This window comes from Rhodococcus sp. NyZ502, from assembly GCF_041464245.1.
Lineage (GTDB): Bacteria > Actinomycetota > Actinomycetes > Mycobacteriales > Mycobacteriaceae > Rhodococcus_F > Rhodococcus_F qingshengii.
Genome location: NZ_CP167155.1, coordinates 902,193 through 924,852 on the forward strand (window position 1 = coordinate 902,193; position 22,660 = coordinate 924,852).

The window sequence follows — 22,660 nt, forward strand, 5'->3', positions numbered from 1 at the left end:
CCCGTGGACTTCGATCTATTGGGGCCACTGCCTACCGGCACTACGGTGTTGGAAGCGAGCGCCGGAACTGGCAAGACCTACGCGATCGTCGGACTCGCGACCCGTTGTGTTGCCGAAGGTCTCGCCGACATTTCGCAAGTTCTGCTGGTGACATTCAGTAGGGCCGCCACTCAGGAACTTCGTGAGCGTGCCAGGGAGAGGTTCGCGGGAGTGTCCGCCGCTCTGGTCGACCCGGAGGCGGCGAGGCGGTCGGATGATGATCTGGTGGCGTACCTCGCCACAGCTGACGACGAGGAGATCGGCGTGCGGCGTCGCCGACTCCTGCGCGCTCTCGCGGAGTTCGACGCCGGCACCATCACGACCACCCACAGTTTCTGTCAGAGGATGCTCGACGGGCTGGGCATCGCCGGGGAACGTGAACCGGACACAACTTTTGTGGAGTCGGTCGACGACCTGATCAGTGAGGTCGTCTCGGATTTGTACCTCAGCCGCTACAGCCGGACGGACTCGTCTCCACCGTTCTCCACGAAGGACGCGCTGGCCATCGCCCGAAGCGCAGTCGGCGATGGTCAGGCAATTCTCGAACCCGACGGCGAGGAGGAGACCGCACCCGGTCAGCGCGTCCTCTTCGCGGCTGCTGCTCGCCTCGAGGTCGAACGACGTAAGCGGACCAAAGGAATTCGCGACTTCAACGATCTGCTGACGCTGTTGCACGGTGTATTGACGGATCCGGAATACGGTCCCGTCGCGTGTCGTCGGGTGCGCGAAAAGTTCAAGGTTGTGTTGATCGACGAGTTCCAGGACACCGATCCGTTGCAGTGGGACATTCTGCGGTTGGCCTTCCACGGACACACCACCCTGGTCCTGGTCGGTGATCCCAAACAAGCCATCTATGCGTTCCGCGGGGCAGAAGTCCTGAGTTATCTCGATGCGGTCGATCAGGCGGATGCGCACCAGGAGTTGACCACCAATTGGCGTAGCGACCCAGGGTTGTTGGCGGCACTCGAACACCTCTACGGTGGTGCCGCACTCGGCAACGAAGGCATCGTCGCGCATTCAGTGGAGGCTTCGCACAAGAACTCTCGGTTGTTCGGCCCGGTGCCGATGCGTGTACGCCATCTGCCCCGTACCGGAGCCGGACCGCTCAATCGTTCGGGATTTCCGGCCGTAGGCAGACTTCGCAGTCGCGTCGCGGACGACGTCGCAGCAGACGTGGTCGCGCTCCTGGGCGGCGATGCCCGCTTGGCAGTCGACGGTGATCCACGCCCGGTCGAACCAGGAGACGTCGCGGTGTTGGTGCGCACCCACAAGCACGTGGCGATGATCCGCGATGCTCTCGATGCCGTCGGTGTACCTTCCGTATTGACCGGAGGGTCCAGTGTTTTCGCGACACCCAGTGCGACCCAGTGGCTGTGGCTGTTGCAGGCGATCGAGCAGCCCCATCGCTCCGATCGTGTCCGGTTGACGGCCCTCTCGCCGATTTTCGGGCGCACCTCCGAAGAACTGGACAAGGACGGCGACAACGTCGTTGCAGAACTTGCAGGTCGACTGCGCTCCTATTCCGGGCTGTTCGCACGCGTCGGGTTTGCGGCTGTGTTCGAAAGAATCTCTGCCGAAACAAATCTGGAGAAGCGTGTACTCGCGGCCCCGTCCGGCGAACGAGATTTCACCGATCTGCGGCACGTCGCACAACTCCTCGGTCGCGTCGCGACCGAGGAAGCGTTCGGGTTGAGCGCACTGGTTCGCTGGCTTTCCGACCGGATCAAGGATCCGACGTCCGGGAGCGCGACCGATCGAAGCCGCCGCCTCGACAGTGACGCTGCCGCAGTGCAAATCGCTACGGTGCATGCCACCAAAGGGCTCGAGTTCCCGATCGTCTACGTCCCGTTCAGTTGGGAGAGCGTTGGCGGCTTCAACTCGCCGACGCAGCTGTTGCACGACCCGGAGGGACGCCGCATCCTCGACGTCGGCGGGCAGGAAGGCCCGGGGTACAACGCCAGAAAGACTGTTGCGGAGGCCGAAGAAGCGGGCGAAGAACTGCGGCTGCTGTACGTGGCGCTGACCCGGGCGCAGTGCCAACTCGTGCTCTGGTGGGCACCCAGCTACGGGACCTCCCGCTCGCCGCTGCACCGGTTGATGCTCGGACGTACACCCGGCATCGCCGAACCTGCTCGGGTAGTGAAGGTGCTCGACGACGGTACAACCGCAGCACGGCTCGCAACCTGGCCGGCAGCAGCGTCCGACGTGATCTCGGTGGAACCTGTTGGTCCCCATCCGCCCTCGCCCGTCCACTGGTCCAGAGCGGCTGCGGACGTGACCGAACTGGCCGCGGCGCGTTTCGATCGAGACCTGGACACTCTGTGGCGTCGTACGTCGTACTCGGCACTCACCGCCGGAGCGCACCACGCGGTCACGACCACGGGCAGTGAGGTCGAGGATCCCGAAAAAGACGACGAGCCAGAGGATTCCGTAGACCTCGGGAGCATTACCCCCTCGCCCCTGGAGGCGTTCCCTTCACCCATGAACGGACTTCCCGCGGGCGCCGCATTCGGCACGCTGGTGCATGAGGTGCTCGAGGTGGTGGACACGGCTGTGGCAGATCTGAGAGCGGAACTCGGGATGCGTTGCGCCGAGGCGGTCTCGGTACGGGCGGCCGAGGTCGACTCCGAAGCACTCGCGGATGCGCTGTATCTGGTGATGCAGACTCCCTTGGGATTCGGAACCTTGGCCACGATCGCGCCGAAAGATCGTCTTCCCGAACTCGATTTCGAACTCCCACTGGCCGGTGGCGACGATCCGGTGTCGATGAGTGTCACACTCCGCGGAGTATCGGAACTGTTGAGGCGCCACCTTTCCTCCGACGACATTCTGGCGTCGTACGCCGACTATCTGGACCGTGTCGAGACGTCACCGATGCGCGGATTCCTGACGGGCAGTATCGACGCAGTCTTGCGGATCCCGGGCCCGTCGTTCGTGATCGTCGATTACAAGACCAACCGGATCGGTCGCGGCGATCTGACGGCTGCCAACTACACGCGTGAACTCATGGCGACGGAGATGATGCGCTCGCACTATCCGCTGCAGGCACTGCTGTATTCGGTTGCACTGCATCGGTATCTGCGGTGGCGCCTGCCCGACTACGATCCGCACCGTCATCTCGGGGGCGCGCAGTATCAATTCGTGCGTGGGATGCTCGGCCCGGACAGCCCGCCGGAATGCGGTGTCTTCGAATGGAAACCGCCTGCTCAGCTGACGGTTGAACTATCGGATCTGCTGGCCGGTCTTGATGCGTCCCACACAGTAGGGGAGAAGATTCGATGACCGAGGCGCAATTGGCGCAGCGCGCCAAAGGGATCGTGCGAATCTTCAACGAAGCCGGGGTTCTGGTTGCCGCCGATGTTCATGTCGCGACGAGAGTGTGCAGCCTGGGCGGTGAAACTTCCGAAGAAGTGATGCTGGCCGCGGCGTTGGCAGTTCGGGCCGTGCGATCAGGTTCGGTGTGCCTCGATCTACGACGGATGCGTGATGTGAGCGTCGACAATGCGACGGAGGAGGAACTTACGTCGTTGCCGTGGCCCGAACCGTCGGAGATCGTTGCCGCCCTTCGGCTGAGCCCTCTGGTGATCGGCGGAAACGCCGGACCTCTCAGACCGCTCCGGTTGGTCGACACGGACGACGGTGAACTCCTCTACCTCGATCGATATTTTCTGCAGGAGCAGACGATTCGGCGAGTGCTCGACGAGCGGGCGTCCACGTGGCCGCCCGCCGACCTGAAAGCGGTCCGATCGCGGCTGGATTCGCTGTTCGTCGACGAGAACGGGCCGACCATCGCGCCGGATCGTCAACGGATAGCAGCTGCTCTCGCCGCGACACAGTGGACCACCGTCATCGCCGGTGGGCCCGGAACCGGCAAAACCCATACGGTCGCACGTATTCTCGCTCTCCTGTCGGAGGAATTGGGTTCGAATGCTCGCATCGGTCTGGCCGCACCGACGGGTAAAGCCGCAGCACGGCTGCAGGAGTCCGTACGTGAGCAGACCGCGAGCCTTGGCCTTCCCGAAGAACTCGCGGCCATGACCCTGCACCGCCTACTCGGTTGGCAGCGGGGGAGTTCGAGTCGTTTCAAATACAATGCGACCAACAGACTTCCCTACGATGTGGTCGTCGTCGACGAGACGTCGATGGTCTCCCTCACGTTGATGGCGCGCCTGCTCGAAGCCGTTCGCCCCGATGCCCGGCTACTGCTCGTCGGCGATCCCGATCAGTTGACCTCAGTCGACGCGGGCGCTGTTCTTGCTGATCTTGTCGCCCGCCCGGTAAAGGTCAGTGGAAATCCGACGCTGACACAGTTGGTGGGTGACGATCTCACGGCCACTGGTTCCGAAGAGGCATTGAGTGCGGATGAACAGGATCGTCTGCGGGGCGGGATCATTCAACTCTCACGCGGGCGCCGCTTCGACGGAACCATCGCGTCGTTGGCCAGGGCAGTTCGAGCGGGAGATTCCGCTGAGGTTCTGCGTATCCTGCGCAGCGGTGATCCAGCCGTCTCCTTCCATTCGCCCGAGGATGTTGACGCATTGCGCGCCGACATCGTTGCGAGTTCAGAGGTGGTGACGGCGTCGGCCGAGGTGGGTGATGCGATCGGCGCGCTGAAAGGCTTGGAATCGCACCGCCTTCTGTGCGCCCACCGTGACGGACCGTACGGTGTCGGGAGGTGGGCGCAGCAGGCGATGGAGTGGGTCGGCACGGCATCAGGGCAGTTTCTTGACCCGACGCGGTGGTATCCGGGCCAACCCCTGTTGGTGACGGCCAACGACTACGAGGCGAAGATCTACAACGGGGATGCCGGGGTGATCGTGCAGCGTGAGGATGGCGTGCCTATTGCCGCATTCCAGCGGGGCAGTGATGCGTTTCTGATTCACCCGAGCCAACTCTCGTCGGTCCAGACGGTTTACGCGATGACGATTCACCGGAGCCAGGGCAGCCAGTACGACACCGTATCGGTGATGTTGCCGGCCGAGGCGTCGTCACTGCTGACTCGGGAGTTGTTGTACACGGCGATCACTCGCGCCAGAAACCATGTGAGAGTAATCGGCACCGAGGATTCCGTGAGGGCGGGAGTGCAGCGACAGGTACTCAGGGCAAGTGGGCTGCGTCGTGAGATCCGTCCGTACGACGGGCCGTGAAAGTCGGATGTTGCGGATTCTCTTGGTCATTCGTTGTATACGACGAACACCTTGCGTACGGTCTCGGTGACCGTCCACGTACCCTTCCATCCGATTGGGAAGATTGCACTCGTACCGGCAACGAGATGTACGGGATCGCCGTCGTCCTCCTCGACGGTCATGGCGCCGGAGACGATGGTGATGATCTCGCCGCGGGTGAGGAACTCCCACCGCGACTTTCCCGGTTCGCTCTCCCAGACTCCGGATTGAATGCGGCCGTCGTCACTGGTGAACTCGACATCTGCACGAGTGATGATGTCTCCGCCGAGTGGCTCTGCACTGGGTTGGCCCAGCAGTGCTTGTTGGAAGATCCCACTTGCGCTGTTCAACTCTGCGGCACGGAAGGTAATGGTCACAATTCAATCCTGACTTTCGAAACTCATGTGAATCATCGGACTTGTCGATGATGTCGTGTGTCTGCTGAGCCGGGATACATTCACTTGTCGCATCTTTCGGCGTTTCGCTCGTACAGATGTCGAAAGGGTGATCGACCATCATTCAACCGGGGCTCAGGGAACCGTCTCACGCCGAAACATGCCCGAGTCCAGGGAAAACGCCCCCGCGCCGGTGATCTCGAACGGGGGTGATCGGTTGTGTATGAGGGGTTTACGTGGTGGACGCTGTCAACGAGGTGATGAAGCGCTCGGCTGCCGCGTTGACCTCGGCGTCGGGGGTGAGCAACCTCTGCAGCAACAGTCCTCGCAGACATGCGGTTGCGATGATGCTCTGCTGCTTTGCATCCACCACTGTGAATCCTTCGCGAAGGGCCGCCGCTTCGAGGAGGTGCGCCAAATCGTCGAGGTCGGCGGCGAAATCTTGAAATGCTTTGTGCTCGTAAACCGCAAGTCCGGCCAGGTGAAAAAAGGTGCGGCTTCGATCTTCGTGCTCGGCGTTCGAGTAGAAGCTCCAGATCGCCCTGCACAGGGCTGCGAACCCGAGATCTTTGCCCATCGCGGCGATGACGAGGTTGTCACGGCGGCGAGCTTCCGACAGCACGGCGCTGAGGAGTCCCGGTCGTGATCCGAAGTGATAGGTCAGCAGCGTGTGGTGCACTCCGAGTCGCTCCGCTACTTGGCGCATCGACAGCTTCGGGCTTGGGCCGGTTTCACCGAACTCGTCGAACAGTGCCTGCAACAGTCGCTCTCGACCCTCCCCAACCGGCGATCTCACGCTACCTCCATTGACGGGTTCACCACTGTTGAGTACGGTACCGCATATCGAATTCACCAGTGTTTAGGAGAGTGGTTTCCAATGCTCGGAGGTCCCTTTGACTGACGTATGGTTTGCCGGCGGCATGGTCGCGGATGGATCGGGTACCGACCCGGTCGAAGTCGACGTGTGCGTGAGCGACGGCATTGTCACCGCGATCGGACAGGCGCCGTCGGGTTCGACCACGGTTGACTTGGACGGCATGCTTCTAACTCCGGGGCTCATCGATGCCCATGTCCACCTGGGCATTTCGAGTCCGATCCGAAGGCAATTCGGGTTTGAGCTCTCGGCAGCCGAACTGGCTGCGGGCATCTTCGCCACCGCGGGCCATGCCCTCGACGCGGGCTTCACCACGGTGCGAGACGTCGGTGGCATCGACGGCGGAGTCGTCGACGTTATCGCGAGCGGCAAGGTGCGTGGTCCGCGCGTCCTCTCGTGCGGTCCTGTGCAGTGCCAGACCGGTGGACACGGCTACTACGGGGCCGCGTGGGAGCCGACCGAGCTGTGGAACATGCACCACATTCCCGGGCTCTGCGCCTTGTCCTTGATGTCGGGTAATGCCGACGAGCTACGACGCAACGTGCGCGAATCGTTCCGCCGAGGCGCAACATTTCTGAAACTGTGCGTCACCGGCGGTGTCGTCGGAGGCCATGACAGCCTCACCGACACACAGTTCACCGTCGAGGAAATCTCCGTGGCAGTGGAAGAAGCAGCGTCGCGCGGCACCTACGTCACGGTCCACGCGCACAACAATGCGGGCATTCGCAACGCGGTGCGGGCCGGCGTCCGGTGCGTGGAACACGGCACCGACATCGATGCGGAGACGGCCCAGCTGATGCGGGAACATGACGTGGCACTTGTCCCCACCTTCGCCGTGGTCGAGCAGTTGGCGGACACCGAAAGCATGGACCTGGACCCGGCAATACGAGAGCGTGCAGCCGGAGTGCGTCAACGCATGGCCAGAGCGCTCGAGGCCTCTCGCGCAGCAGGCCTGAGGATCGGCCTGGGCTCGGACCTCATCGGGCCGCACCAAAAGCGCCGAGGTGAGGAGTTGCACTTGCGCGCGGAGTTGGAGTCGCCGATGCATGCACTCGTTTCGGCCACCAGCGTCAATGCCGACATTCTCGGTATCGGGGAAAGCGTCGGGACGATCCGCGTCGGTATGCAGGCGGACATGGTTGCCTGGCAGCAAGACCCACTCCGAGACGCAAAGGTGTTCGCCGATCCGGACATGGCTGTTCTCGTCGTGAAGTCCGGAAATATCGTCAAGGGAGACGTTCGATGAGCGCAATGCTGCACGGATGCTTTGCAGACACGGAGTACTTCGAAATCACGGCGAAGTCGGGGTACAGCTACGGCATCTGGGTGACCACACCCCCCGGCTACGCGGACTCCACGGATCCCTTACCGCTGATATACGTGATGGACGGCAACTGGGCTGTAGGTCTTACCGCCCCGCTCATCGTCACGCAGGCAGACCCGTATCTGACGATCGCCCCGTACATCCAGGTCAGCGTCGGTTATGCCGGTGAAGAAGCTGCCAACTGGGCACGACTACGCAACCGCGATCTCGTGCCGCCCGGGGAACCGGTAGGCGAAGAAATGATGGCTACTCTTGCCGCTGCTCGCGACTCGGGTGCAATGACCCAGGAGTATGTGGACGCCTACCTCGAGGAGCTGGCAGACACCCACGCGGACGTCTTCCTCGACTTCCTGACCAACGAACTCCACCCTCGCCTGTACTCGTCGGAGCTACGTGTCAGCGAGTCCGGGCACGGACTCTTCGGGTACTCGTACGGAGGCCTTTTCGCCCTCTACGCATGGCTGCGCGACGCGCCCCCATTCGCGACCTTCGGTGCGGGTAGTCCCGGAGTTGTGAACGCCGACAGCCAGATCCACACACTGGTCGAGGCACTGCCCGAGCGTGGCGTGGGCTCAGTTGTTCCGCAGCTGCACGTCACGCTGAACGAAGCCGAACTGACTGGACCCATTCCGATCTATCGCGGACTGTCACGCAACGTTCTCGCCGTCGTGGAGCAGTTGCATGGCAAGGGACGGTCGCAGGATGTTTCGACCGCGTTGTTGCACGAGACGCACGTAACCGGGCTGCAGGCATCGTTCCTGAGCTACTTGAAGAGCTGCCATGCACGTTAGCTCTCCGTCCCGGAGGCGATGTGCCGCTGACACGTTCTAGGGCGATTTTCCGTAGACGCCGTTGAAGGAGAAGTCGGCTGTGGGTGTCCACCACGTGGTGGACACCCACAGCCGTGTCTATTCAGTTGTCGCGGCTATCGATTCTCCAAGCCGGACAAGACTTCTAACCCATGACCGTCCCGGTCGACTCGGCATTGGGTGCCCGAAGGCGGGAGAATGCGCCGAGGTCGATTTCGAGCCCGGTGTGCATCCCGACATAGGTCAAGGGATCAGCGTCGTGATCGTGTCCAGCTTCCACCTGGTCGATGATCCTGGACATGAGGCGCCCAGCGATGGGCGCATTTTTGAATTGGTTCCCGCTGGTGCCCATGGCGACGTAGAAACCTTGCCTGTCTGTCTTGTCATAGATCGGGGTCCAGTCGGATGCTGCGTCGTACACGCCGGCAATACCTTTCGGTTGTGACGGGACCTCCAGGGTGGGGAAACGCCTGGCGGCGCGGAAAACCTGCGCTTCGAACCGGGCAACAGTGCGATTCGGGTTGGCGGTATCAGGATCGTCGATCCACTCGAGCGGATCGCAATCCGGTTCGGTTCCGCCGACAAGGAAACCGTTTCCAGGTTCGGCTCGCATGTAGGTTCCGAGATCCAAATCGGCGATCATCGGGCCGAGGATCTCGTCGTCGTTGTAGCCAGTGGGTGCGGTGACGTGATGAACTTCCTGGCGCAAGGGCCGAACCGAAACCTTGAAGTCGGCCCCGACGTTCGACAGCTTGTTGAACGCTCCTGACCAGGGGCCGGCGGCATTGACGACAATCTTGGATTTCACACTTTCCCCGTCGTCGAGCCCTAGCTGCCAGATGCCGTCAGGCAACTGCTCGACTGCCACTACACGCGTGTTGTATGCGAAAACCGCACCGTGCGAACGTGCTGCCGCAGCAAGATTCGCGGCAGCCAGTTGCGGGTCGTCGACGAACCCCGCCTGAGGTGTGTACAGCGCGCCGAGCGTGGTTTCCGCATCTGCGAAGAAGGACTCCGAGTCGACTGGCTTGGGTGGATAGTATTTACCTGCGTCGATACCGGGAATCTTCTCGACGAGTGTCGTTGCGTCCCAGAGCTGGTAATCGATTCCTATCTTCTCGAATAATCCGATCGTGCGCGCGTGGGGCGCGACGTCGACATCGAGCAGTGCCATCCCGCATTGCCGAAACTTCGCAAGCGCGCCGTCGACTGTCGCGTTGAGATGCTCGTTCCAGTTTTGCCAGCAATGCAGCGACTCCCAAGCCGCAGCCATACCGTCGAATGTGGAGTAGTTGAACCGGATAACCGCACTGGATGCACTGGTCGAGCCGTAGCCCGGACCACCAGACTTGTCGATGACCAGGACTTCGTAACCTCGAGCGGCCAGTTCGTAGGCGATGGAGCTGCCGATCACTCCAGCTCCGACCACAACTGCATCGGTCTTGTCGGTAGGCACTTTCGGCCTCTCTTTCTACTGATGGCTTTGCCGGATCGAAAGCACAGCTGTTCGATCCGGCAAGCTTGGGTTCTGGTAATTCCGACGCCGTCGACTTCCTCTGGAGAGCTTCATCCCGACTTCTCGGATTCGGCTCTGTCTTAATGAATTTGGCACCTGAAAGTCCAGAGGTGTTCGTCGTCCTCAACTCTCTCGTGGCGGCCATCGGAACGCTATCGACAGCTGCGCAAAAAATCACAGCCGTGGCGCGTCCGTTGTCAGAAATGTTTCGTCGGGCTGCCCTGCGTGGCAGACCAGTTTTTTCGTTTCCGGAATCCCTCGCCACAGAATGGGAAGTGCGATCAAAGCGATGGCGGTCGCGTAGAAGGCAGGCGACAGATCGCTTCCAGTGGCGTTGACCAGTGCTGCGCACACCAGCGGCGCAGTTCCTGCAAAGAGCGCATATGCGATGTTGTAGGGGATTGCCGTGCCGGTGAATCGAGCATGCGTCGGCATCATTTCGAGGATTACGAGCAAAGCGGACGCGAGTAAGGAAAGCGCGATGACCAGAGCAGCCAGTGCAATGGCAATCGCGAAAATGTTTCCGGTACCGATGAGCATGTAGCTGGGCACCGAGACGAAAACTGACATCACCATGCCGATTCTGACGAGTGGCCTCCGGCCGATTCGGTCGACTGTGGCGCCGAAGAAGATGAACAGCGGTACTGCGAGAACCAAAGCGCCGGTTGTCATCAGCAGTGCAACCGTGCTCGAAACGTCGGCTGAGAGAACCAGAAATGTCGGCATGTAGCCGAGCAGCATATGAGTAACGACACCGAGCGAGGCGAAGTACACGAAGGACGTGAGCAGAGTCCGCCAGTGATTGCGGAACAGATCTGCGAGTGGGCGGGTTGGAAGGGAATCGTTTTCTTGCATTTCCTTGAACGCCGGAGTCTCCTCGACGGCAAGCCTCATGAACAGGCCCACCATGGCGACAACGCCTCCGATGATGAACGGCCAACGCCATCCTCCGTCGGCGAAGTGCTCAGCGCCGACCGAGCTGAATGACAAGACTGTGACCGTGGCCAAGATGCTGCCGACAAATGACGAAGAGCTGATTATCCCTGCGTACAAGCCTCGGCGGTGGGACGGCGCATGCTCGACGACGAAGGTGGCAGCTCCGGTGTATTCGCCCCCGGCCGAGAATCCTTGAACCAATCGGCACAGCAGCAGCAACAGCGGTGCGGCAACACCGATCGAAGCGTACGTCGGTAGGAGACCGATTGCCGCCGTCGAGCAGCCCATGAGCGTAATTGCCAGGGACAGTGACCTCCGTCGGCCGAGGCGGTCACCCAGTCTTCCGAAGAATATGCCGCCGGCAGGTCTGGCCAAGAATGCGACTCCGTAAAGAGCGAAGGTGGCAAGCAGTGCGCCACTGCCGAACTCCGGAGGGAAGAACACTGTCGCGAGAACTGCGGCAGTGAAACCGTAGATCGTGAAATCGAACCATTCGACGATGTTGCCTGTCGCGCCGGCAATCAGGGCCCTACGGCGTGCCGATCGACGTCCGGGTGACGTCTCGGTTTGATGCTCTACAGGAGCATTTGCTGTGCCGGTCATGATGATTCCTCTCGGGATATGCTGAATGGCAACGGCTTTGCGATATCACGGTCACCGATGTCATTCGAGGTATTCGACATTGAAAGAGGTCGGTGGGATTCGATGTTGAACTGGCGACCGAAGGTCGTTTGTCGATTTCGGGTCGGAGGCGACTTCGTCTGAGGGAGATCGTGCCGGCCGGCCTCGCTCCCCATTACGCAAATCCCACGGCTGCAACAGATCTCGTCGCTGCCACTTCTGCCGGTTTGCGGACCGAGTGAAGACGTCACGGGTCTCGGGTGCTTGGCATGAAGCGAGCCTATGGTGCAAAAGTTAGTTGCATCACTGTCATGTGTTCAATTTTCTACGTAGAAATTTGGGCATATGTTGCAAACCGGAGAGGGGGCTCGTACAGTTCGACCATGGTCGGAGAACTGCAGCATTTGGTGGACACTACCGGGCGCCGACTGGACCGTTCCGTTGCGATCGATGATGTACAGATTCGTCTGCTCGCGTACAACTCGCATGACAGTGCCGTCGATTCAGTCAGAATGAATTCCGTTCTACAGCGGAATGTTTCACGCGAGATCGTAGACTTCATCTACGCGAGTGGAGGCCGTGAAGCCCTCGATCTCTTCACTGTTCCCGTCAACGAAGAACTAGGGCTGACCCTTGGCCGGGTCGGGATGCCGATCCGATACCGCAATGCGCTGCTGGGCTTCGTCTGGCTGTTGACTTCGGAGGGCGAAGTTGACGAGGATCAAGCCGAGGTCTTGAGGCGCACGGCTGATGCGGCAGCGATGATCCTCCACCGCGAACAGTTGCTGGACGAGTTGTCCCGAAGTCGGGAGCGGGAACTTACTCGAGACGTCCTGTCGGGCGAGCGGTCGCTGCGCGAGGACGCGGCAAACAGGTTGGCCGAGGAGGGCTTGTTGGCTGCGGGTCCAGCAGTCGTGGTCACTGTGTTGCTCCGTCCTGGCGACCAGTCGACATTGACCGAAAGAGATCGTCTGAGTGTTGCCGTCGGCGTCGATCAGCTTCGACGGAGGCTCCCGCGGAACAGTGCAATCCAACTCGACCGCCCCGACCACAGTCTGTTGATCGTATCGGTGGCCGAACGCTCGACTCAAACCCATCTGGACTCGCTGATCGTGGCAGCCCGGGAGCGAGTCTTGTCTGAAAGTGGGCGCCAGAACATCGAATGTTGGGTCGGTATCGGTGAACCGCGAACCTCGGTTGCACACGTGCGCGAATCCTACGAAGAGTCCAGACGTTCCGCAGATGTGGCCCAGGTCGTCAAGGTGCTCGGAAATGTTGTGCGTTATCGGGATCTCGGCGTCTACGGACTACTGGCCGAACTGTCGGAGGATCGACTCGAGAACAGTATTCACTCAGGTTTGCAGTCCTTGCTCAGCCATGAGGACTCGAAAAGTGAGGCTCTTCTCGCGACGCTGGAGAGCTTTTTGGACAATGCCGGTGATGTAAAGCGAACGTCAGAGGCGCTCTGTGTGCATCGAGGGAGCTTGTACTATCGCTTGCGGCGAATTCAGGAGATAACACGAGCAGACTTGGCAAACGGCGACGACCGGTTGGCCTTGCATTTGAGCCTGAAAGTCGCGCGGCTGTTGGATCTCCGATGATCCCGATCCGAGAAGAGGGGACTGCGGAAGAATCAAGCGGCTCAACGTAGTTGGCGGCTTTCGATCGTCAAGCGGGATGATTCCGGGGTGGGAAAGGAAGCGCGTCGTACATCGGCCGGGCTGGGTCGGCTTGACCTGCTGAGATGTTCATACGTTTGATCGGGCATCTTCTATTTTCTTGTCGGCAGATGCGGCGGAGCGCAACTTTTTCGGGCATTGAAAGTGCAGAATCGTCGAGATGGGTGTCGAGCTGTGTGAAGAAGGCGCGTTTTTGCAAACCGAAATGACGACGAATTTGGTCTGAGTTCGGTCCCCCGGTACGCAGATGTTCGCGCGCGAACTGGACTATTTGTTGCCGACTGCAAACAGGGGATCTAGCATCCATTCGCGTTGGCTCCCTTTATCGTTGGATTGGATCAGATACCTGAGTCGGTGCGATTCGTATGCACCCCTTCACCGCAGGTCTGGTCTGATCTTTCCGAAGTCGGAGTCGCGAAGATACATGCAGTTGTTCGAGATCGTTCCCCCGAAATTGAACAAACGCGCCAGACTGGATTGTGGCCATCGAGGCTGTACGTCTATCCATTTGCTGGTTGCTGAGCCGGCTGGTCAGTACGACACTGAACCGGTGATGTTGCCGGCCTATCGCCAAACGGTGAAGTGGTTTTGCCAGGAGAACGACACGTTTTTGCCGGCATTCGAGACGACGACTCCGCGCGGATCGACCTCTGGCGGAAGGGGGACCGACCACATCATCTTTCCGTCGCGAGCCCTGATCGAATGCATGCCGGTGTAGTCGCTGAAGACGAAGTGATCGCCATCAGTCGCACCGCTTCGAACCCAGTACGCGTCTTGCCAGGGTGTTTGCCACAGTTGTCGGCCACTCTCGACGTCGAGACCCGAGATTGTGCGGGTCTCCGGCGACGTGACGAGGATTGTTTTTCCTACCACTGCGGCGATGGCGCTTCCTGTCCCGGCCGTCGCGGTGTTGACGATTTGTGAACTGCGCCAGAGTTCGTCACCCGACTCCGGATCGTAGGCGCCGTCGCCGAGAAACATCGGCACCGCCGTCGAGGGCTTACTCGGGTAGGACGACGATGAGTACGAGGGAATCGGTATCGCACGAATCGTGGATCCGTCGGAAGCCAAGAGGTTTTGGGTTCCGGCATATCCCGACCGGCCGCCGACACTGGTGAGGAACAATCCGTTCCCGGTAGGGACAAGCGAATCGCCCTCGAATCGGAATCGCTCGGCGCCGGACTGCAGATCGTAGATTCGATAGCGGTACTGCGGGTCCCCGCCGTCGCCCTGTTCCATCGCAATGACAGTGTCGGTGTGAGGGACCGTGTAGACGGCTCCGAACTTCTCACTTGGTTCGAAGGTACGCACGAAGTTGGCAGTCAAATTGGTTGTGGTGCCGCTGGCAAGAATTCGTGTTCGAACCGTTCCGTCCATCCTTTCGCCGGACGTGTACACGGTGTTTCCGGCGATGGTGGCGCCATTGAGATCGAAGTCGGTTCCGAGGTCGGACATCAGAGTTCCGGTCGCGGTATCGACAAAGATCATCCGTCGATCGCCCCAGCACGCGATGATCGTGGATTCGTTCTGCTGACTGCACTGGCCGATGACTCCGCCGATTCGCGTTTTCCACAGCGGACTTCCGTCGTCGGGATTCACCCCGACGAGTGTGACGGCACCGACTCCCTGACTCGACGAAGACTCGTCGGTCTTGGGAAGCGGATAAGCAGTCGCGGCCACCAGCACGTCACCGACTTGGTACGTGTTGCCGTAGCCGTAGTAGCTATCGAGCGTGGAAGGCATCGACAGCAGCACGTCCCCGGGGTTGTCCGTGAGCGCTCGGACATCGAGTTCCCAGGCTTGTTGCGGAGGATCGGAGAGGTCTACGTCGACAACGCCTTGCTCGACGATCGGACCGCCTGTCTTCTGCTTCGGCCATGCCGCATCACTGGAGTCGGAGATTACCGATACGACGATGAACGCGATCGCCACGAGCAATGCCAGTCCGAGTGCGACCAGTTTCCAATGTTCCTTCAACCGAAGCTGCATCGAAAGACCGTAACCGATCGATCAAACTGATCGGTTCGTTTCGCGGACGGCCGGCACGATGTCGATCGCGAGATCGAGCCCACGTGCTCGGTGTGACGAAGTGTGGTGGCCTCGTACGCACGAGACCACCACACCGACGGCGTCAGACGTAAGGCGAGTACGCCGGAAGATCCAACTGACCGTTGCCGGACAGCCCGATCACGATCACCTCGGGTTCGGTGACGGCACGGGCGTGAGCGATAGCGCCGGCAACCGCGTGGGTTGATTCCGGAGCCGGGATGATTCCTTCGGCGCGGGCGAAAATCAGACCTGCCTGGAGTGCGTCGTCCTGATCGACGGCAATTGCATCCATGAGTCCGAGGTTGACCGCGTGCGAGACCATCGGCGACATGCCGTGGTAGCGGAGGCCACCGGCATGGATGGCCGGCGGTACGAAATCCTTACCCAGAGTGTGCATCTTGAGCAGCGGCGTCAGGCCGGCGACGTCACCGAAGTCGTAGCGGTACTCGCCCTGGGTGAGGGACGGGCATGCCGACGGCTCGCAGGCGACCAGACGAGTCTTGGTGCCTTCGCGAAGGTTTCGTCCCAGGAACGGGAAGGTGAGTCCGGCGAGGTTGGAACCGCCGCCGGCGCAACCGAACACGGTGTCGGGGACGGCGTCGCCGGCTTCTTCGAGCTGGACCATTGCTTCCTGACCGATCACGGTCTGGTGCAGCATGACGTGGTTCAGCACGCTACCGAGTGAGTAGTGCGTGTTCGGATCCTGCGCAGCGACCTCGACGGCCTCACTGATGGCCATGCCGAGCGAGCCGGTGGTGTCGGGATGCGACTTCAACAGTGCGCGTCCGGCTTCCGTCAGGTCCGAAGGCGACGGGTGACAGATTCCGCCGTACGCCTCCATCTGGATGCGTCGGTACGGCTTCGAATCGAAGGACGAGCGAACCTGCCATACCTCGACGTCGAGTCCGAGCAGCGCGCCCGCGAACGACAGCGACGCACCCCACTGTCCCGCACCGGTTTCGGTGGTGAGCTTGGTGGTTCCTTCGATCGCGTTGTAGTACGCCTGCGCGACAGCAGTATTCGGCTTGTGCGAACCGACCGGGCTCACGCCTTCGTACTTGTAGTAGATGCGGGCAGGCGTGCCCAGAGTGCGCTCGAGTCGATGCGCCCGGAACAGGGGAGAGGGCCTCCACATGCCGTAGATCTCGCGAACCGTCTCCGGGATCTCGATGTAGCGCTCGGTTGCGACTTCCTGCGCGATGAGGTTCATCGGGAACAGCGGCGCCAAGTCCTCGGGGCCGAGCGGCTCACGAGTGCCCGGATGCAGGTGCGGGGGAACAGGCTCGGGGAGGTCAGCCGCCAGGTTGTACCAGTGCGTCGGCACTTTCGACGGGATGGAGACGCCCAAAGGCTCGAGCGAACGGTTGAGTGGGGTGGTGGTCAACTAACTCTCCTTCGTGGATTCGGTACCTGATCTTGGCGGTCGTAGCGACGACGCGTACGGCATTTGCCGGATCGGGGATCCTGAGAGGAGCCTGCTGGACCACCCGATATCGGTCCGGGCAGCACGCAGTTGCGGCTGACCGTCAGCGGTCGGGCCACCAGAGGTGCGCAGTGAGCAGGGTCACGAGCCGATCGTACATCGGCACTCGCACCCTGCTCACGTCGGGCTTAGCGGAAAATCATGCACGTCGTGGTTCCATGCGCCACCAACTTGCCGTTCTTGTCGAGGACCTTGCCCTCTGCGGTGGCGGTGCGCCCGCCCACGTGAATGACGCTGCCGTGGGCTGTCAGCTCGTCACCGTCGAGAGGCACAGTGCGGATGTAGTTGAGCTTGAGTTCGAGGGTCGTGTAGCCGACGCCCGCGGGAAGCATCGTGTGTACCGCGCAGCCCATGACCGAATCGAGCAGCGTTGCGCAGATGCCGCCGTGAACAGTGCCGAGCGGGTTGCTGAAATCGGCGCGCGGGGTCAGGGCGAAGCTGACGGATCCTTCGTTGACCTCGCGCATCTCCATGCCGAGGAGGCGTCCGATGCTGGGTCGGTCGTTGACCTGGGTTCCCATCCAGCGGAGAAGTTCGAGGCCTGTCATCTGCGCCGGATCGACGGTCGCGGTTGTCTCGTCACTCATTGTTTCATCCCATCACTATGTAGGTCGTCATACATAACGTAGCGTATGAGTCGACAGGTGTACCGACGGCCGAAGGATCTGTGACATGGCAGAGCTGAGCTCACGTGATCGCATGATTCGCAGTGCGGTTGAACTGATCAGCCGCAACGGTGTCGACGCGACGTCCTTCAGCGACGTCATCAAGCACAGCGGCGCACCCCGTGGGTCGATCTACCACCACTTTCCTGGCGGTAAGACCGAGTTGATGGTCGAAGCCGTGCGCGCGGCCGGTGCGATCATCACCAGACGGATCAGCTCGGCTGCGGCTACCGGTTCCACGGCCGACGTGATCGAAGCGGTCGGAGACATCTGGCGACTCAATCTCACACGCTCGGACTTCGCGATCGGCTGCCCGGTGATTGCCGGCGGGTTGGCGCGTGCCAGTGAGCCAGAAGTCGCGGAAGTGTCGGCTGAGGTCATGCTGGGATGGCAGAAGTTGATCGAATCGCAACTCGAAACTGCGGGTTATCCTGCAGTGCAGGCAAAATCGATGGCAAACCTGACGATCACGTCGGTCGAAGGTGCAGTGGCGGTGTGCCAGACGACTCGAAGTATCGAGCCGCTCGAACAGGTCATCGCTTCACTGCAGGGGCTCTCTCGTTCTGAGGCTTGGTCCCGCTGAGCCTTCGGGGGTTGACTTCGGTCGTCAAGTATCCGTAACTTCATGTAACGGCTAATTGGGCAGGAGTAGGCGATGACACATTGGTTCGACCTCGAACCGGTCGGTGTCGATTTCTTCGACACGGCACCGCATATCTTCACGTACTCGATCGATCTCGCCGCCGAACCTGACGCCGTCTGGGCCGGTCTGACCGCCGACGAGCCTTTGTCGTGGTGCCGACTGCTCACAAAAGTGCACTACACCTCGCCGCGCCCCTACGGCGTCGGCACGCGCCGAATCGCGGAGGTGGGCGGCGGTGCGATGCAGATGCGCGAAAAGTTCATCACCTGGGACGACGAAACGCGTCGGCACTCGTTTTACGTCGAACAGTCCAATGTTCCGCTGTTCCAATCCTTCGCGGAGGACTACCGCGTCGACGAGCTCGCAGTGGGTTCGAGACTGCAGTGGAATTTTGCATTCTCGCCGCGTCCGAAGCTGTCGCTCGCGGTGCGCGGCGGGCTACCGGTCAACTCGCTGATCTTCTCGAGCTTCGTGCGCGATACCAAGCGGCACTTCGGTTCTGCGCCACGCCATTGACTTTCTTCCCTTCATACGAGAGGCATCCATGACCACGCTCGGAGAATCATTGACTTTGCCCTGCGGGCAGATCCTGCGGAATCGCACGATGAAAGCTGCGCTCAGCGAGGCTCTGGGTGACCGCACTCATGGACCGTCCACTCGCTTGGAAACGCTGTACGGTCGTTGGGGCAGTGGCGGGTTCGGTTTGCTGATCACCGGCAATGTCATGGTCGATCGATCGCAGATCGCCGAACCGGGCAATGTCGTCGTCGACGACGATCGTGATGCCGAAGCACTGACTGCCTGGGCCAAGACCGCCAAGAACGGCGGCGCCGAGATCTGGATGCAGCTGAACCACCCAGGGCGGCAATCCAACCCGATTGCCAGCAGAGGTAGACCGGTCGCCCCGAGCGCGATCGCGCTGAAGATTCCGGGAATGGCGACGCCGCGAGAACTCTCGACCGCTGAGATCGACGAGATCATCGACAAGTTCGCGGAAACCGCTCGCGTCGCCGAGTCCTCCGGCTTCGGGGGCGTGCAGATACACGCAGCGCACGGTTATCTTGTTGCGCAGTTCCTTTCGCCCTTGTCCAATCAGCGGACGGACGAGTGGGGTGGAGATCCTGAGCGTCGACGACGCTTTCTGATCGAGATCGTTCGGCGCATACGCTCTGCCGTTGCTCCGGGATTCGCGGTCTCGGTCAAGCTCAACTCGGCTGATTTCCAACGAGGTGGATTCTCGGAAGACGAGTCGCGAGAAGTAGTGCGCGCGTTGACCGAAGAGTCGGTGGATCTCATCGAGATCAGCGGTGGCAGTTATGAATCGCCGGCCATGATGGGTAAAGCGCAGAAGCAGAGCACTCGCGATCGAGAGGCATATTTCCTCGAGTACGCCGAGACAGTCCGAGCGATTGCCGGCGACATTCCCTTGGCGGTCACCGGCGGCTTCCGCTCGCGATCGGCGATGGTCGAGGCACTGGCTTCCGGCGCGTGCGACGTGATCGGCCTCGGCCGGCCGACGATCACGATCCCCGACGCGGCAACCGTTCTCCTGGAATCGGATCGGGAACGATTGACCGTGCCGACTGTTGAGTTCGGAGCGCGGAAGTTGTTGGGGAAGGTTGCCGACATCTCGATGCTCGACGGTGCACTCGACCTGCAGTGGCATACCGATCAGCTGCACCGGATGGGCGACGGAAGCGAGCCGGATCCGGCTCGGCCGTGGTGGAAGACCCTCGGAACGATGGTGAGGCGAAACGGATTCGATGCGCTTCGCCCCACCAAACGAGCGGCTTGATCAGTTCGGTGCACCGATGTTGAGTTCATCGGGATGCGCGCCGACGCGGGTGCCGTCGTCGAGAGTGTCGATTTCGCTCAGGTCGAGATCGGTGAGTTCGAAGTCGAATACGTCGATGTTCTGAGCGATTCGAGCATCGTGTACGGATTTCGGGATGACGATCAGGCCGTTCTGAAGGTGCCAACGGATCAGGACCTGCGCGGCAGTCTTGCTGTGGCGGTCACCGATTCGTGTGATGATCGGGTCGGTGAGCAGGGTGTTGGGCTTGGACGCCTTACCCCAACCTGCGTTACTGGTACCGCCGAGTGGGCTCCACGATTCGACCTTGATCCCGTGCTCGGCGGCCTTGTCGCGAATGGCGTGCTGCGTGAGGTGCGGGTGCAGTTCCACCTGATCGACTGCGGGCAACAATCCACCGCGTTCGACGAGAAGCTGCAGATGATGCGGCTCGAAGTTGCACACCCCGATTGCCTTGGCGCGGCCCGATTCCGCGATCTTTTCGAGTGCGTCCCACGTGCGGAGGAGTCGGTCGTTGTCCTGCAGAGGCCAGTGGATGAGGTAGAGATCGACGTAGTCGACGCCGAGCTTGTCGATGCTGGTGTCGAAAGCCTTCAACGCCGGCTCGTAGCCCTGATCTGCATTCCAGAGCTTCGTGGTGAGGAAGATGTCCTCTCGCGCGACGGACGAGTTGGCGATACCTCGTCCGACGCCCTCTTCGTTTCCGTAGGCGGCAGCGGTGTCGATGTGCCGGTAGCCGGCCTCGTCGAGTGCGAACCGTACTGCATGCTCGGTTTCGTCGTTGGTGGCCTGCCAGACTCCGAGGCCGAGTTGCGGGATCGTGGTTCCGGAATTCAGCGTGATGTCAGGAATGCTCATGGATCAAGGCTAGCGATCTCGAGCTGTCCTTGCCTGGGTCAGAGCTGCCTGGGTCAGAGAGTGGTAGCCGAGTACCCATGCGCCGATGCAACACTGTCGGACAGGAGCAGGCCGTCGTGTGTGCTCAGACCTGACCCCAGGCCGGGAACTGTCGCGACCGCGTCCTTCCACCCCTTGTCGGCCAAGGCGACGACGTACGGAAGCGTCGCGTTGGTGAGTGCGTAGGTGGACGTACGGGGGACGGCTCCGGGCATGTTCGCAACGCAGTAGAAGACCGAACCGTGAACCTGGTACGTCGGATCAGCGTGCGTGGTCGCGTGTGAATCCTCGAAGCAGCCGCCCTGGTCGATGGCGATGTCGACCAGGACAGAACCCGGCTTCATACGCGCCACCAGGCTGTTGGAGACGAGAGTCGGCGCCTTCGCCCCGGGGACCAGCACTGCGCCGATGACCAGGTCGGCGTCGAGTACTGCCTGTTCGAGTTCGAGGCTGTTGGACGTGATGGTCTTGACCTGGCCGTGGTACAGCTCGTCGATTTCCCGAAGGCGCGCGATCGACAGGTCGAGAACGGTGACGTCGGCCTGCATGCCGTAGGCCACGGCGATGGCGTTCTTGCCGGAGACTCCCGCACCGATCACCACGACCTTGGCGGGGCGCACTCCGGGGACGCCGCCCATCAGAACTCCGCGTCCGCCGCCGTGACGCATCAAGTGATAGGCGCCCGCCTGCGGTGCCAGGCGTCCGGCTACTTCACTCATCGGGGCGAGGAGGGGCAGTGAACCGTCGGAACCGACAACGGTTTCGTAGGCGATGGAGGTGGTCTTCGACGTCAGGAGCGCGTCGGTGCATTCCTTCGACGCCGCCAGGTGCAGGTAGGTGAAGAGAACCTGATCCTTACGGAGTCGCGAATACTCTTCTGCAATAGGTTCTTTGACCTTCAGGAGTAGATCTGCGTCCGTCCAGACCTGATCGGCAGATCCGAGGATCTGCGCGCCCGCGGCCTTGAAATCCTCGTCACTGAACGAGGAGCCGACGCCTGCACCCGTTTCGATGACGACCTCGTGCCCTCGGCCGACCAGTTCGTGGACGCCTGCTGGGCTGATGGCCACGCGGTACTCGTGGTTTTTGATCTCGCGGGGGATTCCGACCTTCATGACACGGCTCCGAACTGAGTCTGTTGTTTCTTCGAATGGCAGGTGCCAAGCATGAAGTTTCGTCGCCAGATAGTGAAGAGAAGTGAAGATAATTCTCTACGCTGTATGCATGGTGCGTGAAAGTTCAAAAATCGGTATTCAGACGGCTGCCTCGCCGAAGCATGTTCGGGCAGCAATGAAGTTGGACGAGATCGACCGGGTTCTGCTCGAAGAGCTGGCGAAGGACGCGAGGATTCCGAACAATGCGCTGGCGGCGATCGCGGGAATTGCGCCGTCGACATGCCTCGGACGTGTGCGCGCCTTGGTGGACAACGGTGTGATCAGGGGATTCCATGCGGACATCGACCCCGCCGCTCTCGGAATGGATCTGCAGGCGATGATCGCAGTTCGACTGCAGGCCAACGCGCGGTCGCATCTCAACCGGCTCGGTGACGACTTCGCCAAGCTGGACTCCGTGCTCAACGTGTATTTCGTGGCCGGTGTCGACGACTACATGCTGCACGTCGCAACGACGGATTCGGCGCAGTTGCGTGACTTCGTCGTCAACAATCTCTCGGCGCATCCGGCGGTTGCTGCGACCGAGACGATTCTGATCTTCGAACATGTCAGGCCTCGAGGCGGTACTGCCTGATTAGTT

18 protein-coding genes are annotated in these 22,660 nt (G+C 61.1%); 9 read left to right on the forward strand and 9 right to left on the reverse strand.

Translation table 11 applies throughout. The annotated features are described in order from the left end of the window. The first annotated feature begins 3 nt into the window (after positions 1-3). Together ACBG85_RS04255 and recD are read left to right on the forward strand one after the other, a co-directional pair. Positions 4-3,321, forward strand: coding sequence for a UvrD-helicase domain-containing protein (locus ACBG85_RS04255; protein ID WP_372026310.1), 3,318 nt, complete (start codon positions 4-6; stop codon positions 3,319-3,321). Continuing rightward, on the forward strand, positions 3,318-5,186 hold the full coding sequence (recD, locus tag ACBG85_RS04260; RefSeq protein WP_069146985.1) for an exodeoxyribonuclease V subunit alpha: 1,869 nt from the start codon (positions 3,318-3,320) through the stop codon (positions 5,184-5,186). Before ACBG85_RS04255 ends, recD begins: the two co-directional genes overlap by 4 nt. Before the next feature lie 26 nt (positions 5,187-5,212). On the opposite strand, the gene ACBG85_RS04265 is transcribed toward recD, so the two are convergent. Beyond that, positions 5,213-5,581, reverse strand: coding sequence for a cupin domain-containing protein (locus tag ACBG85_RS04265; protein ID WP_007734139.1), 369 nt, complete (start codon positions 5,579-5,581; stop codon positions 5,213-5,215). A 250-nt stretch (positions 5,582-5,831) separates the two neighbouring features. Further along, complete coding sequence (locus ACBG85_RS04270) at positions 5,832-6,395, reverse strand: TetR/AcrR family transcriptional regulator (protein ID WP_136471287.1); 564 nt, start codon at positions 6,393-6,395, stop codon at positions 5,832-5,834. 97 nt (positions 6,396-6,492) lie between these two features. On the opposite strand from ACBG85_RS04270, the gene ACBG85_RS04275 reads away from it, so the two are divergent. Next, entirely contained in the window at positions 6,493-7,719 is a 1,227-nt protein-coding gene (locus ACBG85_RS04275; RefSeq protein WP_238592526.1) for an amidohydrolase family protein, read from the forward strand. Next, positions 7,716-8,588 (forward strand): alpha/beta hydrolase, encoded by an 873-nt coding sequence (locus tag ACBG85_RS04280; protein ID WP_064443112.1) that lies wholly within the window; start codon positions 7,716-7,718, stop codon positions 8,586-8,588. The genes ACBG85_RS04275 and ACBG85_RS04280 overlap by 4 nt, the downstream gene beginning before the upstream one ends. A gap of 163 nt (positions 8,589-8,751) precedes the next feature. Here the strand turns inward: ACBG85_RS04280 and ACBG85_RS04285 are convergent, their stop codons facing one another. Next, positions 8,752-10,062 (reverse strand): FAD-binding oxidoreductase, encoded by a 1,311-nt coding sequence (locus tag ACBG85_RS04285; RefSeq protein WP_003945449.1) that lies wholly within the window; start codon positions 10,060-10,062, stop codon positions 8,752-8,754. Between the two features lie 234 nt (positions 10,063-10,296). Then, positions 10,297-11,661 (reverse strand): MFS transporter, encoded by a 1,365-nt coding sequence (locus tag ACBG85_RS04290; RefSeq protein ID WP_372026314.1) that lies wholly within the window; start codon positions 11,659-11,661, stop codon positions 10,297-10,299. 401 nt (positions 11,662-12,062) lie between these two features. Here ACBG85_RS04290 and ACBG85_RS04295 point away from each other — a divergent pair, with 401 nt between their 5' ends. Then, on the forward strand, positions 12,063-13,280 hold the full coding sequence (locus ACBG85_RS04295; RefSeq protein ID WP_003945591.1) for a CdaR family transcriptional regulator: 1,218 nt from the start codon (positions 12,063-12,065) through the stop codon (positions 13,278-13,280). Positions 13,281-13,922: 642 nt separating this feature from the next. Here ACBG85_RS04295 and ACBG85_RS04300 read toward each other — a convergent pair. The 3 genes from ACBG85_RS04300 to ACBG85_RS04310 form a co-directional block, all read right to left on the reverse strand. Further along, entirely contained in the window at positions 13,923-15,347 is a 1,425-nt protein-coding gene (locus ACBG85_RS04300; protein ID WP_064443113.1) for a PQQ-binding-like beta-propeller repeat protein, read from the reverse strand. A gap of 142 nt (positions 15,348-15,489) precedes the next feature. Further along, on the reverse strand, positions 15,490-16,791 hold the full coding sequence (locus ACBG85_RS04305) for a TrpB-like pyridoxal phosphate-dependent enzyme (protein WP_042920478.1): 1,302 nt from the start codon (positions 16,789-16,791) through the stop codon (positions 15,490-15,492). A 227-nt stretch (positions 16,792-17,018) separates the two neighbouring features. Next, a complete protein-coding gene (locus tag ACBG85_RS04310; protein ID WP_003945940.1) occupies positions 17,019-17,477 on the reverse strand; it encodes a PaaI family thioesterase in 459 nt (152 codons plus the stop codon). An 85-nt stretch (positions 17,478-17,562) separates the two neighbouring features. On the opposite strand from ACBG85_RS04310, the gene ACBG85_RS04315 reads away from it, so the two are divergent. The 3 genes from ACBG85_RS04315 (at position 17,563) to ACBG85_RS04325 (ending at position 19,993) form a co-directional block, all read left to right on the forward strand. Then, positions 17,563-18,138, forward strand: a complete 576-nt coding sequence (locus ACBG85_RS04315; protein WP_007734151.1) for a TetR/AcrR family transcriptional regulator — start codon at positions 17,563-17,565, stop codon at positions 18,136-18,138. 72 nt (positions 18,139-18,210) lie between these two features. Then, positions 18,211-18,714, forward strand: a complete 504-nt coding sequence (locus ACBG85_RS04320) for an SRPBCC family protein (protein ID WP_019746932.1) — start codon at positions 18,211-18,213, stop codon at positions 18,712-18,714. A 28-nt stretch (positions 18,715-18,742) separates the two neighbouring features. Beyond that, complete coding sequence (locus ACBG85_RS04325) at positions 18,743-19,993, forward strand: NADH:flavin oxidoreductase/NADH oxidase family protein (RefSeq protein ID WP_007734160.1); 1,251 nt, start codon at positions 18,743-18,745, stop codon at positions 19,991-19,993. On the opposite strand, the gene ACBG85_RS04330 is transcribed toward ACBG85_RS04325, so the two are convergent. Together ACBG85_RS04330 and ald are read right to left on the reverse strand one after the other, a co-directional pair. After that, the gene (locus ACBG85_RS04330; protein ID WP_007734162.1) at positions 19,994-20,869 is read right to left on the reverse strand and encodes an aldo/keto reductase; all 876 of its coding nucleotides are present in this window, start codon (positions 20,867-20,869) and stop codon (positions 19,994-19,996) included. A 53-nt stretch (positions 20,870-20,922) separates the two neighbouring features. Continuing rightward, entirely contained in the window at positions 20,923-22,023 is a 1,101-nt protein-coding gene (gene ald, locus ACBG85_RS04335) for an alanine dehydrogenase (protein ID WP_054188063.1), read from the reverse strand. 109 nt (positions 22,024-22,132) lie between these two features. Here ald and ACBG85_RS04340 point away from each other — a divergent pair, with 109 nt between their 5' ends. Beyond that, positions 22,133-22,654, forward strand: coding sequence for an Lrp/AsnC family transcriptional regulator (locus tag ACBG85_RS04340; RefSeq protein WP_003945867.1), 522 nt, complete (start codon positions 22,133-22,135; stop codon positions 22,652-22,654). The last annotated feature ends 6 nt before the right edge of the window (positions 22,655-22,660 follow it).

Excerpts from the sequence above, each read along its gene's own strand:
- ACBG85_RS04290 (WP_372026314.1), bottom strand. The coding sequence starts at position 11,661 with ATGACCGGCACAGCAAATGCTCCTGTAGAGCATCAAACCGAGACGTCA.
- recD (WP_069146985.1), top strand. The coding sequence starts at position 3,318 with ATGACCGAGGCGCAATTGGCGCAGCGCGCCAAAGGGATCGTGCGAATC.
- ald (WP_054188063.1), bottom strand. The coding sequence starts at position 22,023 with ATGAAGGTCGGAATCCCCCGCGAGATCAAAAACCACGAGTACCGCGTG.
- ACBG85_RS04310 (WP_003945940.1), bottom strand. The coding sequence starts at position 17,477 with ATGAGTGACGAGACAACCGCGACCGTCGATCCGGCGCAGATGACAGGC.
- ACBG85_RS04315 (WP_007734151.1), top strand. The coding sequence starts at position 17,563 with ATGGCAGAGCTGAGCTCACGTGATCGCATGATTCGCAGTGCGGTTGAA.
- ACBG85_RS04325 (WP_007734160.1), top strand. The coding sequence starts at position 18,743 with ATGACCACGCTCGGAGAATCATTGACTTTGCCCTGCGGGCAGATCCTG.
- ACBG85_RS04320 (WP_019746932.1), top strand. The coding sequence starts at position 18,211 with ATGACACATTGGTTCGACCTCGAACCGGTCGGTGTCGATTTCTTCGAC.
- ACBG85_RS04300 (WP_064443113.1), bottom strand. The coding sequence starts at position 15,347 with ATGCAGCTTCGGTTGAAGGAACATTGGAAACTGGTCGCACTCGGACTG.
- ACBG85_RS04340 (WP_003945867.1), top strand. The coding sequence starts at position 22,133 with ATGGTGCGTGAAAGTTCAAAAATCGGTATTCAGACGGCTGCCTCGCCG.
- ACBG85_RS04280 (WP_064443112.1), top strand. The coding sequence starts at position 7,716 with ATGAGCGCAATGCTGCACGGATGCTTTGCAGACACGGAGTACTTCGAA.
- ACBG85_RS04330 (WP_007734162.1), bottom strand. The coding sequence starts at position 20,869 with ATGAGCATTCCTGACATCACGCTGAATTCCGGAACCACGATCCCGCAA.
- ACBG85_RS04295 (WP_003945591.1), top strand. The coding sequence starts at position 12,063 with ATGGTCGGAGAACTGCAGCATTTGGTGGACACTACCGGGCGCCGACTG.